The sequence below is a fragment of the Bradyrhizobium sp. 2TAF36 genome, assembly GCF_052114925.1.
Classification (GTDB): domain Bacteria; phylum Pseudomonadota; class Alphaproteobacteria; order Rhizobiales; family Xanthobacteraceae; genus Bradyrhizobium; species Bradyrhizobium barranii.
Window position 1 is genome coordinate 1 of the sequence record NZ_JBFRFR010000116.1, and the last position, 16942, is coordinate 16942.

Consider the following 16942-nt stretch of genomic DNA (forward strand, 5'->3'; position numbering starts at 1 on the left):
GTCSACGCTGGAACGGGTGGGGCGTCGATCTCAACAACAGCCGCTTCCAGCCGGCTGACATGGCGGGCCTGACCGCGGCGCAGGTGCCGCGCCTGCGGCTGAAATGGGCCTACGCGTTTCCCGGCGCCTCAGTGTCCTTTGCGCCGCCGACGATCATGGGCGGCCTGCTGTTCATCGGCGGCACCGACCGCAAGGTGCATGCGCTTGATGCGCGAACCGGCTGCACGCTGTGGACGTTCGCGATCGATGCGGCGGTGCGCGCCGCGATCACGGTCGCACCGCTCCCCGGCTCCGATCAGTTCGCGATCTTCTTCGGTGATTTGCGCGCCAACGCCTATGCCGTGAACGCGCTGACGGGGGCGCTGATCTGGAGGACGAAGGTGGAGGAGCATCCGGCCGCGCGCATCACCGGCGCACCGGTGCTGCATTCCGGCGTGCTCTACGTGCCGGTGTCCTCGCTCGAGGAAGCCGCCGGCTCGCAAGCCTCTTACGAATGCTGCACCTTCCGCGGCAGCGTGGTGGCGCTGGAGGCCGCGACCGGCAAGCCGGTCTGGCAAGCCTATACGATCCCGGAAGTGCCGCATCCGACCGACAAGAACGCGAGGGGCGTGCAGCTGTTCGGCCCGTCCGGTGCCGCGATCTGGTCGGCGCCGACGATCGATGCGAAGCGCGGCGCGACCTATGTCGCGACCAGCAATTCCTATTCGAATCCGCCATCCGCGACGAGTGACGCGATTCTCGCCTTCGATCTTGCGACGGGAAAGCTGCTCTGGAGCCAGCAGGCCACGCCGAAGGACGCTTATGTCGTGGCATGCTACGGCGTGGACAAGACCAATTGTCCCGAGGATCACGGACCCGACCACGATTTCGGCCAGTCGCCGATTCTGGTAACCCTGCGCGACGGCAGGCGCGTTCTTGCCATCGCACAGAAATCCGGCGTCGTGCACGCGCTCGATCCCGACGACGGTGGCAAGATCCTGTGGCAGACGCGGATCGGGAAGGGCGGTGCGCTTGGCGGCAGCGAATGGGGCTCGGCGGCCGATCAGGACCGCATCTATGTCGCGAACTCCGACGTGCGTTTCCTGCGTGACGGCACCAGGCGTCTCGACTCCACGCAAGGCGGCGGCCTGTTCGGGCTCGATCTCGCCAGCGGGGCAGTCGTGATGGAGGTGCCTCCGGTCGCCTGCGGCGATCGTCTCCAATGCAGCCCCGCGCTGTCGGCGGCGGTCAGCCTGATCCCCGGCGTCGTGTTCTCCGGCGGCGTCAGCGGCTTCCTGCGGGCCTATGCCAGCGACGGCAAGCTGCTCTGGGAGTTCGACACCGCGCAGGATTACAAGGCCGTCAACGGCGTCCCCGCCCATGGCGGCGCGATCGATGGTCCCGGACCGGTCATCGCCGGCGGCATGCTCTACACCAATTCCGGCTACGGCCAATGGAGCGGCGTCGCCGGCAACGTGCTGCTGGCGTTCGAGGTGGGGACGGAGTGAGCGGGACGTTCGGAGGCGCGATGATCGATGCCCGATGCAGTTGTGGCGCCGTTGCATTGTCGCTCGCGGGGCCATCCCGCGCGGTCGTTGCTTGTCACTGCATGGACTGCCAGCGCCGAACCGGTGCGCCCTTCGGCGTCGGTGCCTTCTACGCGGCTGAGGCCGTCGCGATCTCGGGGACCCCAAGCGAATACGTTCGCAAGGCCGCGAGCGGCGGCAAGGTCCGCAGCTACTTTTGCACTCATTGCGGTTCGACGGTCTATTGGAAGGCGGACAATCTGCCAGGGATGATCGGCGTCGCCGTCGGCGCGATGGCGGATCCGAATTTCCCGGCTCCGCTAAGATCGGTTTTCGAGCAGTCGAAACATGGCTCGGTCGACATCAATGGTGCGGAGCACTTTCAGCAAAGCATTGCGCCGAAAAATGCAAGCTGAGGTTTCCGCCTCAAGCGCGGGTGCCGGCTGAGGGGGTTGAACCCCCGACCTTCGAGGCGATCTACGAAGCTTGACCACAGCGCTGGGCATGTGGTGCGCGTTCCCGTTCACTGCCGCACTGCTGTTTGTGGTGCTCGGTTGAGGCGGCTCACGCTCGCGGCCGCCTTCGGGGTCGCATTGTCGGCCGCGCCGGCGTATGCCGCCGATCCCAATCCATACGCCTGTTTCGGCGGCGCGCGTTACGTCGCCATGGGCGCCGGCTTCCAGTGCGCGGATCTGCCGGCGTTCTGTGCAGGCGCGCGGGTCCTGCTGGCCGAGGCTGGCGGCAATGAAGCTGCGGCCGAGAAGCTTGCGCGAAGCCGGGCCATCGCCGGCTGTCGATCGCGCTCGCGCATAGTTTCCGTAAATAGGGAGGGACTCATGCGGAGCTATGTCATCGACGCCGTGCTCGCGCTCGTGGGGCTGTGGTTCGTGGCTATCCGCGCGCGGATGTTGAGCTGTGGGAACGCTAGGTTCTTAGTTCCGGTTCCGCAATGAAGCTCAGCTTAGGCTTGCCACATAAGTCACCTTGCCGCGCGGTGAAAAACCGCGCGACGATGAGTAGCATTGCTTTTTTGATTGCCCGGTTCGTTCTTCTTGGAGAGCAGATTTTTTCGATCGTGGGTGCGCTCTCGCGAGAAGCCAGCACATGATTGAGCTTTGGAACAAGTGGTACGGGACCTTGGCCTCTCGAGGCGCTGGCAGCCGTCGTCGTTATTGCCGTGGTGACCGCTGGCATTCTTACGCTCATTGAGAGTCAGCGGCATAGGACAAAACATTGATGGGGAGACGTCGGAAAACGATCAGCTAGACCAGAGTAGTTCAGCAGGTGAGTGGCGCTAGAATGCTCCTACGCAGGAGGATCAAATGATCCTTTCTCGTGCAAGTCGGACAAACAGGAATGCTTCTTGGCGGCAAGCATTTTGCACATGCGCGGTGTTGAGCATACTGGTCGCAGCTCCTGCATTCTTGATGATACTCCTGCTGGATTCCCAGCTCGTCTTGCCAGCGCTCAGTATTCTATTTTTCTCAGACGCGATGATCACTGCGGTCTTGGCTTGGGCAAAGTCGGGAAATGCGACATTAGAAAATGTAACGCTATGGGATGTTGCCGGGGCATTGACCATGTTGGGTTGTGCCGCAGCGATTCTTGGCGAACCAGATCAAGTGGCACTTCTTTTCAAGCAACCGGTCAGACTACATTCGGACGCGGTTCTAGGCGATAGCGCTAGCCCCTGATAACCGGCGGCGTTAGGACCCCGTTTCTTGGTGGCAGGTATCGGTCAACCGATCCGATAGACGTATGCGATCTCGCTTGCAGCTGCCCATTCCCCCGCGGCGGGGACATGACCGTGCCTGATTATTTCGATACAGATGTCCTTAGCGTATTCTTGCAGATCGTTCTGATCGACCTGGTGCTTGCTGGCGATAACGCCATCGTCATCGGTCTTGCTTCAGCCGGACTTCCTGAGGCGCAACGAGGCAAGGCGATTTTGATCGGTATTGTTGCTGCGACGATACTGCGCGTCTTACTCGCCGGGTTGGCGACGCAAATCCTCCAGATCGTCGGCCTCTTGCTCGCTGGCGGGATCCTGTTGTTGTGGGTATGCTGGAAAATGTGGCGAGAGTTGCGCACATCCTCCACAGAGCCAACAGGTGCGATGGACACTGCTGGAGCAATTGCAGGCAGCAAAGCTCGCAAAACACTCGCTCAAGCGAGTTGGCAGATTGTCGTGGCCGACGTTTCCATGTCTCTCGACAACGTTCTGGCCGTGGCAGGGGCAGCACGCGAGCATCCGATGATCTTGATTTTCGGCCTGGGGCTTTCCATCGCGATGATGGGCGTGGCCGCTTCTTTCATTGCGCGCCTTCTGCAAACTTATCGATGGATTGCTTACGTCGGTCTAGCCGTCATCCTTTATGTGGCGGGTGACATGGTCTTTCGCGGGACGTTGGATGTCATCAACGTTGCGTCGATATGAGATGCTGTTTCACCCTAGGTATCCTAAGTCGTCAGGCAGAATTCGAACGCGGTACGCATAGGCTGCAGATGGGGCGTGAAGCCCGCCGAAGAAAGGGCCGCCTTTGTGGGGCGGCCCTGTCCAAAGTCTATCGACGCCGGTCAAAAAAATTAGGTTAGAGCAAAGCCAGCCCCGGGAATGAAAACAACTAAGGGTACAAGCGCCGCGCCCGGTTGAGGGACATCGAAATAAAACAAGCTAAGCGCTGGTGCCGGCTGAGGGGATTGAACCCCCGACCTTCGGTTTACAAAACCGCTGCTCTACCGCTGAGCTAAGCCGGCAAAACTCTGATTTATCAAGCGCCTGGGGATATTCCAAATCGAACGTCATAGCAACCTTGGCCCTAAGTTGGCCCAATGGCCAAGCCCTTCGTCAGAAGGCCGATCTTCTCGGCTGCCGACTCGTCACCCTTCTGGGTTCTCTTAGCGTAGACCTTGAGCAAAACGCTAGGGTCATGGCCGAGCCTTTTTGCGACCGTGTGAACCGGCGTCCCCTGATCTAGCAACCAGGTTCCATGGGATACCCGTAGATCGTGGAGGCGGATCGAAAATCCGAGGATCTTGGCCGCGCGGTTGGTGAATTGTTTGGTGATGCTGTCGGGATGCCGAGGCTCGGTCGGCTGGCCGTCAGGGGCCGCAAATATAAGCCAGTCGTCCGGGATGCGGACGAGGCTAAGGTCAACCTCGACGCCGTCGGGTGCACCAGCGACTATCCTCTAATAGCGCGCGCATTTTGAGCAGCAGCGCCACGAGAGTGTCGTCGAGCACGATCGTGCGCTTGCCGCGCTCAGACTTAGGGTCCTTGAACTGAAGCCCGTACTTCTTTGTGTATTCTAGCGCGCGTTCAATGCGCAGTGTCTTTGCGGTTGGATTGAGGTTGGACCAGCGCAGTGCCAGCGCCTCCCCGCGGCGCATGCCGGTGAGGGCCATCAAGAACGTAAAATCGAAAAGCGTTGACCCGCGAAAGCCCTCGACCAATGCCGTGATCTTCTCTTGTTCGAGCGCTTGGCCAATGTCGGAGTCGCCGGCCGAGGGTTTCTTGATGGCGGCTGCCGGGCTGACCTGAAGGAGCTTGCCAATATCAACGGCCGCCTGCAGGCAAGCCTTGAGCACGGTAGCGACGTGATTTCGGGTGCGAGGCGCCAGCGCAGTTAGTTCGGCATATAGCTTCTGGATTTCGATGGGCTTTATCTGCTGCAGCGGTCGCTCGCCCAACTTCGGCAGCACATGCTTCTTCAGCAGGTCCTCATAGCGCGCCACCGTCTTGTGCTGGCGCTCTGCCGTCTTCAGCGCAATCCAATCAGCGGCCCACTGTGACAATGTCTTCTTGTCGGGAGCGACGTGCATACCCTTGCCTGCATCTGTCAGCAGGCCGCGAAGCTTGTCTGCCGCTTCCTTACGTGTGCCGCGGAAGGTGAGGGAGTGCCTGATGTCGCCGACGTAATAGCGCAGCCGCCAAGAACTTTCGCCGCGCTTCTGAATGCTACCTTCGCCGTGCGAACGCTTCATTTCGAGCCTGCCATTTCTATTTGAAGAAAAGCGGCCAGCCTTCTGATGCTAGCGGCCTCAATGTCAGCGCTGATCCTAATTGCCGAGCGCGGCTGCGGTGCGGACGACGCAAATAATGATGCAAAGGACGCATTGGGCCGGCCGAAAGTGAGCGAAGCAGTGTTGTTGTGTCGGTGTACGGTAAAAGATCCAAGGCTCTCCGCCTTCTCCCTGGACATCAGCACGGCCGCTAAGGCTGACTGCAAATTTGTCTCTCCCGTCCATGGACATCTGTCAAAATCCTTACGGGATTTGCCGGGACGATAGTCCGGTGGAATGTCCTCAAACGGTGTTGCTCGGCAAAAGGCGCGCACTCTGATGTCGGTGTCTTGCAAGGTATCGGCTGCAAGCAAGGCGATGATAATCGCGGCGACTCCGCTTCCGTCCAGTGGTGTTCCGCTACCGGGGCCGCGCCCTTCAACGACTTTCAGCACGCCTAACTCCGCAAGAGCTCGCTGGCGCGTGTAGAGCGCGTCCGCCGTAGTGCCGAACAATTTTGCCATATCAGGGAGGAACGCTTTCAGGCTTGCCATGACGCGAACGTTACCAAAAAAGAGCAGTGGTTGTCCAGCAGCACTATTGCGAACCAAGCGTGAACCATATAGTGCTGTGTCAGCACCATTGGAGAATGCCGCAGTGACAGATGACCGTCTCGTTTACGAAGTCCCCGAGGCCGGAGCCATGCTCGGCTTAACTCGTAACGGCAGTTACGAAGCCGCAAAGCGGGGCGACATCCCCACAATCAGAATCGGCAAGCTAATCCGCGTGCCAAAGGCGGCGTTTCACCGGATGCTTGAAGAAGCCGGCACGAAATGAGCTTGCGCGAAACCGCCGACGATTACCCGCACATCGTTGTGATGCTGAACTCGAACTGGCGCGTCGTCCAATGCACGGACGCAGTCCAATGGGTTCTGCAGCGCCGCGGATCGCCAGATAAGCCACGTAGAGACGATTGGCGGGGTCGCAGCTACTGCCGTACCCGGGACGCGTTGATCCGCTGTGCGCGTGAGTATTCCGGGACCATCGATCCGAAAGCTTCTGCAGTCTTGGCCGCCTTACCTGTGCGGATCGAAGTCGAGGGCGGCACGGTGCTCGGCGGTCTAGTCAGCATGGCAGCCGAGTGCCTCGCCGCAGCCGCTGATAGGGCCGGGCCATGAACGCCCTGGTCCATCAGCGCGACGACGGCCGCTATCAACTCGGCCTCGCCGACGATGCCGCCGGCCCGTTCGAGACGCGGGCATTCGCAGAGGCCGTCGCCGCCCACGAGCTCGCGCGCGCCGCGTGGTTGCGGCGGCATAGCAGACATCTCCCCAAGTTCAGCGAAGGAGCACCAGCATGACCAGCCGTCACCGGCAGTCCGCCGTTGTGATTGATCTTGAACACGCTCGAGACGTGAACCGAGCCGAGGCGGTGGCGCTGCTGGAGCACCATAAGCGCGCCGATGCGCTTGCGTGGGCGATCAACAGGTTCGCGCGCCGGCGGGTCGTCAAAGGATACACGATTGCCGAAGTGGTGTCCGAGCTGCGGAACGAGGCCGACATCATTGAAGCGGTCGGCATAGAGGATCTGCCGAAGAACCAAGGGAAATCAGCTTAACCCACAAAAAACGCCGGCAGGTTGGAGGGCCCACCGGCGTCAAAGGATTAATATGCGTACCAGTACAAAATCACAAAACTCCGCTGACATCAAGACTTTTGGTGGCGATGAATACGAAGATCGCGATAGCAAGGCTGTACTCGCCCGCAGTCGGCTCGCGGACGCTCGCAAGTTGTTCGAGCGCCGCTTCTGGAAAGTGATTCCCCGGAATGAACGAGGAATGCGCATCCTGCGCTGGCGCGCCGATCACGCCTGGCTGGCGGGTCCGGCGAACCCGAAACGTTCCGTCCGGCGGTGGTGCCGAAAATGGGCACCGTGGCTGACCGACGGAGAACTCAGTCAGATTGTCGGGAAGACCGAGGGCACGAACAAGCGTTGGTCCAATGACCAGTGTGCTGCCGTGCTTGAGGTCTCACTGCGCATCAGTCGGCATCTCCGGTTTCGTTTCATCGGTGCTAATGACGACCCAAACTACGAGATCAGGAATGCGCTGAAGCGAGAGGATGCAGCGAAACGGTCTCGCAAATACCGCGCCGCCCGCAGTACCTCCGGCAAACGCGGTAGGCCGGCCCTTCAGCTTTCGGACGCAGAAAAGCTGCAACGGCAGAGGGCGCAGGATGCCGAACGCGCAAGGCGCCATCGTGCGTCACGGAAAAATGCGTCACGCGACATAAGTAAGATTAGGACGCGTGACGGATTAAAGCGTGACGTCGAGAGCCGTACAAACAAGGATTTTGATGAACGCGCGCAGGCGCGCGTCGGTCAACAAACCAAAGATTCGATCGGGGTAACCTCCGATATCCCGTCCAAAAATCAGTCATTGGCTGGGCTACCGATCGGAGCTGGCGCTCCTATACACGCGGCGATCGTTTTTGAAGAGCCGATTGGACAGACAGTCGCAGCAGGTCGTGGCGGCGTTGGGCGACCGGCCCAGCCTCCGCGCACCAGAATTCGGCGGACATTCCGACCCACCCACCGCCAGCGCGAGATAGCGCACGATATGGGCGTCCCCACCGAGAGGGTGAACGGGGAGTACGAAACCTTCACGTACTGGGGCATCGCGAGCGGCGCGTACTCGGGCAATTGGGATGAGGCTTGGCGGCGATGGATCATCAAGACCGCAGCCATCGACGACGCGATGAACGCATGGAGGGCGGTATGAGCGCTCCTGCCATTCGCTGGAACTACAGACCGATCCAGAGCCCCGCGACGATCGCGGCCGCTCCGACCACAAGTATCGCGAGGTCGACGACCAGCCAGTCAGGCGCGCGCTTCGGTTTGCCTTCAGTAGTCATGGGGACATCCTGCCGAAGGATGACGCGGGCGCCTATGATCCAGCTCACACAGTGTACCGCTGGTCGGCGCTCTGCACCGCTTCCTCCAGCTGCGCACCGCCCCGATCCGTTCGGGTGCTTGAGACAGCATACAGAGCAACGGCCCCCCAGCGCCCGCCGTAGCAGCGGCAATCGCACTTCTAGGAAGCTCGCACAGAGGCGCTCTCTCGCTGGACAGTCTTTCGCGACACGGAGAACGGCGCGCGCAACGGCGGCCGCCTCAGAGCCGGGTCGGGGGCGAATTCGCGGAAATCTCCAAGGTACCTTTCCGCGGGAAAAATCGATCGCGGCGCGCGACGCCGCAGTGATTCAGCGTAGCCGGAATTTCGAAAATCGTCGTTTCCGGTTCCGGTTTGACCCGATAGGAGCATCGCAATGACAGCAACGAGATCTTCCGAACCAGTTTTCGTTTCCCAGATCGAACTGGCTCGCGACCTTAACCTGACCGATCGCCGGGTTCGTCAACTCGTCGATGAGCGGGTTCTGCCGCCAGCACGCCCTGAGGGGCACGATTTGGAGCTCTCGCGCCAGCGCTATCGATTGTTCAGCAGCGGCTCGGAGCGTGAGTGGGACCTATGCTTTGACGAGGCCGAGGACATAGCGCGGATTGCCGGGGAATTAGACAAACGGGCGTTCGAGGATGATGCCGGACTAGAAGACGTTAAAGCGGCGAGCATCGCGATCCAGCGGAGCACGGTGCTGATGAGCTTTCTCACGGCCTGCAAATCGAAATCCGATGCTGAGCGAAAGATGTTTTGGAACATTTGGGATCGCGAGGAGGGTCAGGCGTTGAGCGCGCTACTTGCGCACGCGATGAAATTGATGGGGAAGACGCACCTCAGGACCGACGATGGCGAACTGATCGAGATGGTTCCGCCGGAGGAGAGGATCGCAAAGAAGCGACCGAGGCCGAAAAAGAAGCGCGGACGCGCTAAAGCGTCCACCCGTCGCCGGTGAGCAAGAGCAACCCCGACATGACCGACACCACGAGCACGATGAGCGACGCCGAGATCGCAGCGCAGGTAGATTTCCATAAAGCTTCGCTCGAAGCCTTGCTCAAACTGCAACAAGCACGCGCGCCGGCCGTACCGGTGATTTCGCAGCCGGACGCTGCGAGAAAGCAACTCGTTGCGGAGCGTCGTCCTCGCTGGGAACTAGCTGCGAGAGCATTCAGGAGGTTCGGCTTCGAGCCGCATACGGTGCGTCGAATCTGCTCGAACCATCTGGAGTGGGCAAAACGGCTTACGGACGGCGCCTGGCATGTCGACGCCGACTTGTTCGACGAATTCGCGGCTCGCGTAGAGCGCGGTGAAGCGACGTTCGCGGTGTCCGCCAAGTCCGCGTTGTCGGTAGCGTCAGATGCGCAGCCGTTGTTTAGTTATGCCGAGACCAGTTCGATAGACGAGGATCAAAAGTGACAAAGATCGCGAAGCAACTCACGCAAGCGCGCGCCGACTTGGCGGCGGGAGACCAGGCGCTGATCGCTCTGGATGCGGAGAAGGCCGATGCCCTCAAGAGTTCCGCAGCTTTTTCGAAATGGCGCCTTGCCCACGAGGAAGCTGAACTCGAACGTGAACGCCTCGGGTTGCTCGTCGACAAGCTGGCAGGCGAGCTCGAACAAGAGGCCGCCGATGCCGCTAGCGCCGACCTGGCATCTCGCAGGGCTGAACTGGAGAAGCAAAGCGCCGCCTTGGCGCGCCGAATATCCGAGGAGGGCGGTGCTGCGGCCGCAACACTGGTTCAGCTCGCCGAGGAAGCCCGGGCCGACGCAGAGGCGGTCGAGCAGCTCAACCGTGAACTTCCCGATGAACGGCGGCTACTTCATGCAGACCATATCGCGCGCCATCGCGATCCGGCGCCGCGGGAAGACATCAAAGAGACCGTCGTCGATTTGTGGACTTTCGAGCAGAGCGGCGAGATTGTTGGCGATCCGGACGACGTGGTCGAACACTCATATGAGCGCGGGCTCATCCGGTCCCCCATGCGCAATGTCCCAGTTGTCCGCCGAAGGTTTCGGCAGATCACCTATCTGGAGCAGGGCGACCGTGAATGGGCCGAGTCGCTCGGATCGGTGCTGCGTCTCCCGCGTTTCGATGGCCCCGGTTTGTTGTTCGATCGCGGTCATGCCGTCGAACCAACGCCGCGCCGTGAGCTGGTCGAGTTGGTCCCCGCCCACGGCGCCCCCGCCAAGCCGGTCAACAACGAGGCCGCGTGAATGGTCGCGCAGGATTCGCCGCGCACTGCATAGAAGAGGACCGAAGCGTTGGATTATCTTCCACATCTCGCCGCACTCGTGTTGAACACGCCGCTTGCGATCTTGCCGAAGAAAGCAGCGACGATCGCGGCCGTCCTCGGCCCGAGGATCGGTGTAGATGTCGGCGCCCTTGCGACACCTGATTGGTCGGTGTCCGCCGCGCGGCCGGCGACTAATGCATCAATCGGCTATGCGAAGCTGGGGCTTGGCGTGGCGATCATCTCCGTTGTCGGATCACTTGTTTCGCGTGCCATTTTCCTCGAAGCCGAAAGCGGCCTGGTTTCGTACGATCGTGTGAAACGCGCCGTCTTGGCGGCGGATCGGGATGAAGAGGTTACCAGCGTTATTTTGGATATCGACTCGCCTGGAGGCGCTGCTGCTGGAGCGTTTGAGTGCGCTGATGTAATTTCCTCGGTCGCCAAACGCCGCCCGGTTGTGGCAGTTTGCAACCAAATGGCCTGCAGTGCCGCTTACGCCTTAGCCGCGGCAGCGAGCCGAATAGTGGCGGCACCCTCGGCTATCGTTGGCTCCATCGGCGTCATTGCGTTACACGTCGACTATTCACGCAACCTTGATGCTCACGGGATCACTCCGACGCTGATCCACGCTGGCGCCCACAAGGCTGACGGAAATCCGTACGAGCCTTTGGCCGACGACGTCCGCGCAGACATCCAGCGCGAGATTGATCGTTACATGACTCTATTCGTCAGTAGCGTCGCGGCGCACCGGCCTTCGCTGACCGAAAAAGCGATCAGAGCCACCGAAGCTCGGACCTATATCGGCGCCGAAGCCGTGGCCGTCGGCCTGGTCGACTCCGTCGGGACGATTGAAAGCGTGATCTCCGAAATGGCGGGTCTACATCCGGAAGCGAAAAAGAAACTAGACAAATACGATCGCACCGAACTGCTGTACGGCAAGGCCGAGGCCGTGGATCAACGGATTCAAGACGTTCATGCCGCCGGCGTACGCGCCGGGATGGCCGCAGCGTTGGCAGGTCGCGGATTCGTGTAACCAAACCGAAAACGGTCGCCGCCGGTGGGCACGCTTTCGAAGCTGCCGGCGTCCGGCGCCGCGCGATTTCCTCGGTCCCGCGGCGCCACATTCACGAAACACAATCCTAGGACCGCAAAATGCCCGCTAGAAAATCCGCCGCCCCAATCAACCTGGACGCCGTCAAGCGTGAGGTCGTTTCCGAGGAGGTAGTCCGGCTGTGGTGTCTCGCTGAAACCGGCGTGCTGATCGGCAACCAGCACGCCGTCGCCGACCGCGGCGACGGCCGCGGCACCGTCCTGGTCCCGGCCGTCAGGACAATACCGCAAGGTCGACTTCTACACCGCCGGCGAGCGTCATGCGACCGAGCTCGCGCCGCTCGCGCCGTATCGCCGCTGACGCCGCACACCGAATAGGAGGGGTGCGATAATGAACGGCGGGAAATTGCGATTTTACGATGAAACTCGCGGCTTTGGATTCATCAAGTGCGACGACGGCACCGGTGATGAATTCGTTCATGCAACCGCCTTCCAACGCTCTGAGATCAAGCCGGCGATCGGCCTGAGACTTTCATTCGAGCGGGCCGAGCTGCCCGATGGTCGAACGCGGGCCGTCAAGTTGCGTTTGGAGATTGCGTGAAGTTTGATTTGGTGGAGCGAGATTTCGCTCCGTCATTGCACCCAAGAAGGTAGCGCCGGATGTACGCGCCGCCTTCTTGGGGAAGCCCCCGGTTGCCGACAGCGGACCCGCCGTCGCCGACCGCGGCGGCGGGCCTTATTCTATAGGGTTTCCAGAGCCCTGCTGACACGGTCAGGTAGGGTGGTGGCCGCCGCATCAAAACGCACTGAGAGGGTGTACCATGGCAAAGCGACCGCGTCCTTCCCGGGTGGACGACGACGAGGAGGACATCCCGCCGCGGGCGAACTACGTGGCTCCGCCGCAGCCTTGGGTGAATGACGGCGCCGCCGCGAAGGAAGTGCGCGAGATTCTGGACGCCTTCGAAGTTGGCGAGATAGACGAGCCGACGCGTTTCGAACTTCAAAGGATTGTTCACCGGAGTGCTCGTTGGTTGTAGCTCGGCATCCCTGGGGCGCGGCCCGGGCGGGAGCATGTGACGATAGTGCTTCGATGCATTCTGGAATCGGAGGGTAACGAGGCTGCGCTATGCGAACCGATCGTTCGGGCCGTTGCTGGCGTCGTTCGGGAGTTCGAGGATCACGGCCTCAAGCTTGTCGAGGCCTTCGATTCAATTCCACTACTGCGCATCATGTCGATGATGCGGGAGCTCGAATACTTCAGCGCGACCGATGCCCCGATGGCGCTCTCCATTATTCTGCGGAACAAGCTCCGGCGCATCTTGATCAAGCCCGAGCCTGAGCCTGTGAAGCGAAGCAAGGCAGAACGGCTCGCCGCGGAGAAGGCGGCGGCCGCGGCAGACAAAGCGGCGGCTGCGGCGGTGCGTGGTGCTGCGAACGCGCGAAACATCGAGATCGGCCGGCAGATAGCAGCGCTGCGGGATCAGACGCCAAACAACCGGGCATTTGGCCGACTGCGCAACAAGCAATTTGACGTCGACACAGTGGCGGCGTGCGAGATGATGCGGGTGGCGCGGATGTATGGAACCAGGCCTGAGATATATCGCAGCAACGTCGCATGGCAGACGTTGGCGGAGTTGTCGGCCACATGTCTATCGCCAGCGCACCGCCGAGACTTCGAACGCCGCATTGTCGCCGGCGAGCCCGTGAGGGCGAAGGAAATAGCCGCCGCTCGTTCGTGAGGTGGTTATCTCCCGTCAGTTGTGATGGGGCGGTGTCCGGGAACGGATACACCGCGGCTTCTCGCCGCGTTGGCTCCGGARCAAAAAGAGGGGCGCCCCCCTTTTCGGTCTGGTCTCCGCCTCTCCGGTCGAACTGCTTCAGCGGCTTCGAATTTTTCCGCTGGGAGGTTGGCTACGCGGACGGCTTGGTTGCGCTGGTGCTCGGAGATACCGGCGCCTTCTGCGGCCTCCTTCTGCGAAATCAAAGGGAGGACATCCTCCTTTTGTTTCAACGCATTATCGGCCGTGCATCAAACTGCTTCAACAACTCTCCCATACGACGCACGGCGCGTGCCCCCTTCTGTGAAAGATGAGAGACTGACAGATGAAACGATTATTCCCTGACGAGCCTTTGGGCGAGCCCGTGAAGGGCTTCGACGAAACGTTCAGCGCTGAGACTGTATATTGGTGGAAGCATTCTTCCCAGTTCGCGAGCAATGCGCTCATTGCCAAGGACATGGCCGCGTCGGAATAATGGCCTGCTGGTACTGCGGCGCCACCGGCCAGAGGCCGACGCACCCGAATGGTATGCTCGGAGGTGAGAAATGAGCATCGATAGACTGATGGAAGCTATCGCGACCGCGCTCCCTGAAACGACCCGGAGAGGCCGTCGAACGGTCCGGGAGGTATGCCTGACCTACGACCAGGAAAGCTGGCGAGCTATCGCAGGCGGCCATCCTGCCGTGCATATCGGGGAATGGGGTGGAGATTTTAAGGGCGAAGGAGAGACCGCTGAAGCGGCCCTGACAGCGCTCATGAACGGCATCAAATCAGCCGGGCRCATCTGAGCAGGATGTGAAGCGATGAAGAGGACGGTCAAGAGCTTGTCTTTAATGCTTACCGAGCCGGAGCATCAGACGATCTGATTTGGCGCGCAGCACAAGCAGAGTTCCCGCACAAATTCTGGTCACGATGATGGTGGGCCTCGTCTTGATCGCGGCTATCATCGCTATATTCGAGGTCGCTAACGCGCTGGAGCGTCGGCGCCTGCGGTAAGGCCGGCGTACGGTCGCGCCAGCTTACGGTGGCCCCCAATGGAGCTCCCAGCCAAGGCGTCAGTGTCAGGGCTTAACCCTTCGCCGAGTTCCACGTCTCGCAGATGGGGAAAGCCGACCAGAATGGTCGCCAGATGAGGCGGCCTTACTCGTTCTGGCTACTTTTGATTTGCCGGATATATTCGTCTGCGAGAGCAAGCAGGCGCTGTGCGATGATCGGGTCGTTGACTTGGCGTGCCAGCCTTCGGCACTGCTCCGTCTTCGCGATCAGAGCGAACTCTAGTTCCCAGCGCTCTTCCGATGTCTGCACCATCCGGTGTTATTACACCCAACCCGTAAAGTCCGCACTGGAAGATTCGGCCCGTAGTGCTACGGGGACTCGCGGTTCCTAGTCTTTCGCCAGCAGATCTTCGCCCGTCGACTTAAGCCGCACATATGTCCCGCTCTCGTGCAGCTCTAGCCAGCCTTGTGCGACAGCATATCTGAGCCCGGCGCCGAACTCGGTGCCGCTGCCCTTCAGCTCGAACATGAACGGCGCGTTGATCCTCTCGATGTAGATGCGGCCGTCCTGGACAGCCTCGATGTTGGCTGCGAGTTCGACCAGCTTTCGCGCGGCGACTTCCGAGTCGGCAAAGGCACGTTCGACAGTGAGCTTCATGCAGATCGACTACCCGATTCTTCGCAAGGGTGGGCTACTTCATCCGCACTTATGATTTTTGGCGTGCAGCGCAGTTCGATCGCCGGTCATCTCTCCGACGTAGTCGTCGATTGCGGTCACAAGCTTCTCGCGGTTACGGCGGACCTCGGCGATGTAGTGCAAGCCTCATGGCGTCGTTGCTGGCGGGATCGCTGGGGTCGCATGCGCTGCCTAACGTGCTGGAGAGACCGTTGGGGCCGCGTACGCTGCAGGTGAGGACGGCAAGAAGCCCCGCCAGCGCGAACCAAGTAGTAGATCGCAAGGGAACGAACGAGCGTCGCGGTGTTTTACCTCTCGTCGTAATCGTAAGGAGAGTGTAATGCGACCGACCAAGGTTCTCTTAGTGATCAGCTTCGTCGCTGCCACAGCAACTGCTATTCCTGGCGTGGCTGATGCCCGTGGTGGGCGCGGAGGCGGCGCTCACTTCCATGGTGGTGGTGCGCATTTCCATGGAGGCGGCGCACGCTACCACGGTGGTGGTGCGCACTGGCACGGTGGAGGGGCACGCTGGGCTGGTGGCGGTCGCTATTACCGTGGCGGCTATCGCGGTCCAGATTGGGGGGCTGCCGCCGCTGGTGTAGCAACAGGCGCTGCGCTGGGAGCCGCGGCTGCGTACGGTTCATCTTGTTACCAGCAGCAATGGAATGGATATAGCTATGTAACAGTGAGGGTCTGCTAGTACTCTGGACCAATCGTATGGGACCCGCCGGCGTGAACCGGCGGGTGTACCGGAGCGTTGCGGCCTACACTCAATGCTTCCGCCTAAGCCTTTCGAACAATTCCCGTACTTCAGGACTCAACTGTTCCGGTGCGGCGTAAGGCGCATTCGGCCAACGTCGCAGTTGGAACGTCGGCGCTTCCACTAACGAGCCGCGAAGGCAATACGGAGAACCTTGAAGCCCTTAATATCGGGGAACGCCTCGGCCGCGTCCGAGGAAACCAGTTTCACTACTGCGGCTTGTACATCTCCGTTGATGAGTCGATCGAGCGGACTGGCGTCGCTTACTGAAAGCTGGACATCTGTAGCACCCACGGCCGCCAATGCGATAAGGATGTCCTCTTCGACCGCTGACTGCGCCATATCGATAGCGACATTCAGGCCGTTGAGCGCGGAGGCTGATCTTACGTCCGGACGGGAAAGCAGGAGAGCGACCAGCGGCGAGGAAGCGTCACCACCCTTGGTCTCATTCGGCGCCTCCGGTGTACCGGCATTCGTCATTTGCACCGCGACCGCCAGCGCTGCCATGACCAATTCCTGAGGTGATTTTTCTCTTTGTGAGCCTGTGCTCTCCAAAGCCGCCGCCTTCTCGATCTCTAAAACAGGCGGTTCCTTTGGTTCAGTCGTGATCGGGATCGGAGCCTCAGGGATCTCCGAATTGAGGGGGGCAGTGCCGGGGGCTGGCCTCGGCGTAGGCGGCGGCTCATCAGGCTTCGCCGAAAGTGCGGCCTGAACATTGCCGGTCTTCTTCTTCGGAGGCAGGACATCGGCGGATGTTTGCTCAGCACGCTTAGAAATGCGTATGTGGGGGACTTGCCTCGAAGCCTTGGCACCAGATGTGCTGGCAGCTCTCGTGGCGGCAACCCGGTTTCCCTGAAGCGTCCGCCGACTCCACGCCATGTATGACTGGCAAGGAAGGTTGCACGGCAACCCATCGATGTAGACGGTGCTGGGAGAGTCCAGCGGGTTCGCCAATGGCGCACCAACAAAACCGAAGCTTACAACAAGTACTAT

General features: G+C 60.8%; 22 protein-coding genes and 1 tRNA gene. 16 read left to right on the forward strand and 7 right to left on the reverse strand.

Annotated elements, in window-relative coordinates:
* The 4 genes from AB4Z51_RS40360 to AB4Z51_RS40375 form a co-directional block, all read left to right on the forward strand.
* Positions 1–1487, forward strand: a 1487-nt coding sequence (locus AB4Z51_RS40360; RefSeq protein ID WP_441499350.1) for an outer membrane protein assembly factor BamB family protein, incomplete at its 5' end; no start/stop codon positions are given.
* Between the two features lie 20 nt (positions 1488–1507).
* Positions 1508–1921, forward strand: coding sequence for a GFA family protein (locus AB4Z51_RS40365; protein ID WP_441499361.1), 414 nt, complete (start codon positions 1508–1510; stop codon positions 1919–1921).
* Positions 1922–2059: 138 nt separating this feature from the next.
* Positions 2060–2458, forward strand: coding sequence for a hypothetical protein (locus tag AB4Z51_RS40370; RefSeq protein ID WP_135216501.1), 399 nt, complete (start codon positions 2060–2062; stop codon positions 2456–2458).
* Positions 2459–3306: 848 nt separating this feature from the next.
* The gene (locus tag AB4Z51_RS40375; RefSeq protein ID WP_135216499.1) at positions 3307–3942 is read left to right on the forward strand and encodes a TerC family protein; all 636 of its coding nucleotides are present in this window, start codon (positions 3307–3309) and stop codon (positions 3940–3942) included.
* A gap of 245 nt (positions 3943–4187) precedes the next feature.
* Here AB4Z51_RS40375 and AB4Z51_RS40380 read toward each other — a convergent pair.
* The 4 genes from AB4Z51_RS40380 to AB4Z51_RS40395 form a co-directional block, all read right to left on the reverse strand.
* Positions 4188–4262: transfer RNA gene (locus AB4Z51_RS40380), tRNA-Thr, on the reverse strand.
* Between the two features lie 62 nt (positions 4263–4324).
* Positions 4325–4693, reverse strand: coding sequence for a tyrosine-type recombinase/integrase (locus AB4Z51_RS40385; RefSeq protein WP_135216529.1), 369 nt, complete (start codon positions 4691–4693; stop codon positions 4325–4327).
* Positions 4659–5489 carry a site-specific integrase gene (locus AB4Z51_RS40390; protein WP_441499351.1) on the reverse strand — a complete coding sequence of 277 codons (831 nt, stop codon included), beginning with the start codon at positions 5487–5489 and terminating at the stop codon, positions 4659–4661. The genes AB4Z51_RS40385 and AB4Z51_RS40390 overlap by 35 nt, the downstream gene beginning before the upstream one ends.
* A complete protein-coding gene (locus AB4Z51_RS40395; protein WP_135216497.1) occupies positions 5486–6061 on the reverse strand; it encodes a hypothetical protein in 576 nt (191 codons plus the stop codon). The genes AB4Z51_RS40390 and AB4Z51_RS40395 overlap by 4 nt, the downstream gene beginning before the upstream one ends.
* Before the next feature lie 103 nt (positions 6062–6164).
* Here AB4Z51_RS40395 and AB4Z51_RS40400 point away from each other — a divergent pair, with 103 nt between their 5' ends.
* From AB4Z51_RS40400 to AB4Z51_RS40435, 8 genes are all read left to right on the forward strand, one after another.
* Positions 6165–6344: a helix-turn-helix domain-containing protein gene (locus AB4Z51_RS40400; RefSeq protein WP_244623374.1), complete on the forward strand. Its 180-nt coding sequence runs from the start codon at positions 6165–6167 to the stop codon at positions 6342–6344.
* A gap of 337 nt (positions 6345–6681) precedes the next feature.
* On the forward strand, positions 6682–6867 hold the full coding sequence (locus AB4Z51_RS40405; RefSeq protein ID WP_441499352.1) for a hypothetical protein: 186 nt from the start codon (positions 6682–6684) through the stop codon (positions 6865–6867).
* Complete coding sequence (locus AB4Z51_RS40410; protein ID WP_441499353.1) at positions 6864–7124, forward strand: hypothetical protein; 261 nt, start codon at positions 6864–6866, stop codon at positions 7122–7124. The genes AB4Z51_RS40405 and AB4Z51_RS40410 overlap by 4 nt, the downstream gene beginning before the upstream one ends.
* 52 nt (positions 7125–7176) lie before the next feature.
* On the forward strand, positions 7177–8286 hold the full coding sequence (locus AB4Z51_RS40415) for a hypothetical protein (protein WP_441499354.1): 1110 nt from the start codon (positions 7177–7179) through the stop codon (positions 8284–8286).
* 547 nt (positions 8287–8833) lie between these two features.
* Entirely contained in the window at positions 8834–9415 is a 582-nt protein-coding gene (locus tag AB4Z51_RS40420; protein WP_441499355.1) for a hypothetical protein, read from the forward strand.
* Between the two features lie 17 nt (positions 9416–9432).
* Complete coding sequence (locus AB4Z51_RS40425; protein WP_135216490.1) at positions 9433–9876, forward strand: hypothetical protein; 444 nt, start codon at positions 9433–9435, stop codon at positions 9874–9876.
* On the forward strand, positions 9873–10673 hold the full coding sequence (locus AB4Z51_RS40430) for a hypothetical protein (protein ID WP_441499356.1): 801 nt from the start codon (positions 9873–9875) through the stop codon (positions 10671–10673). Before AB4Z51_RS40425 ends, AB4Z51_RS40430 begins: the two co-directional genes overlap by 4 nt.
* A 48-nt stretch (positions 10674–10721) precedes the next feature.
* The gene (locus tag AB4Z51_RS40435) at positions 10722–11723 is read left to right on the forward strand and encodes a S49 family peptidase (RefSeq protein WP_441499357.1); all 1002 of its coding nucleotides are present in this window, start codon (positions 10722–10724) and stop codon (positions 11721–11723) included.
* Between the two features lie 291 nt (positions 11724–12014).
* Here the strand turns inward: AB4Z51_RS40435 and AB4Z51_RS40440 are convergent, their stop codons facing one another.
* Positions 12015–12221, reverse strand: coding sequence for a hypothetical protein (locus tag AB4Z51_RS40440; protein WP_167768277.1), 207 nt, complete (start codon positions 12219–12221; stop codon positions 12015–12017).
* Here AB4Z51_RS40440 and AB4Z51_RS40445 point away from each other — a divergent pair.
* From AB4Z51_RS40445 to AB4Z51_RS40455, 3 genes are all read left to right on the forward strand, one after another.
* On the forward strand, positions 12132–12341 hold the full coding sequence (locus AB4Z51_RS40445) for a cold-shock protein (RefSeq protein ID WP_135216487.1): 210 nt from the start codon (positions 12132–12134) through the stop codon (positions 12339–12341). The genes AB4Z51_RS40440 and AB4Z51_RS40445 overlap by 90 nt on opposite strands.
* Positions 12342–12561: 220 nt before the next feature.
* A complete protein-coding gene (locus AB4Z51_RS40450; protein WP_441499358.1) occupies positions 12562–12777 on the forward strand; it encodes a hypothetical protein in 216 nt (71 codons plus the stop codon).
* 36 nt (positions 12778–12813) lie between these two features.
* Positions 12814–13479, forward strand: a complete 666-nt coding sequence (locus AB4Z51_RS40455; RefSeq protein ID WP_135216485.1) for a hypothetical protein — start codon at positions 12814–12816, stop codon at positions 13477–13479.
* A 1422-nt stretch (positions 13480–14901) separates the two neighbouring features.
* On the opposite strand, the gene AB4Z51_RS40460 is transcribed toward AB4Z51_RS40455, so the two are convergent.
* Positions 14902–15171 (reverse strand): hypothetical protein, encoded by a 270-nt coding sequence (locus AB4Z51_RS40460; protein WP_135216483.1) that lies wholly within the window; start codon positions 15169–15171, stop codon positions 14902–14904.
* 431 nt (positions 15172–15602) lie between these two features.
* Here AB4Z51_RS40460 and AB4Z51_RS40465 point away from each other — a divergent pair, with 431 nt between their 5' ends.
* Positions 15603–15791: a hypothetical protein gene (locus AB4Z51_RS40465; protein WP_441499359.1), complete on the forward strand. Its 189-nt coding sequence runs from the start codon at positions 15603–15605 to the stop codon at positions 15789–15791.
* Between the two features lie 281 nt (positions 15792–16072).
* On the opposite strand, the gene AB4Z51_RS40470 is transcribed toward AB4Z51_RS40465, so the two are convergent.
* Positions 16073–16942 (reverse strand): hypothetical protein (locus AB4Z51_RS40470; RefSeq protein ID WP_441499360.1); only part of this gene is annotated, 870 nt, incomplete at its 5' end.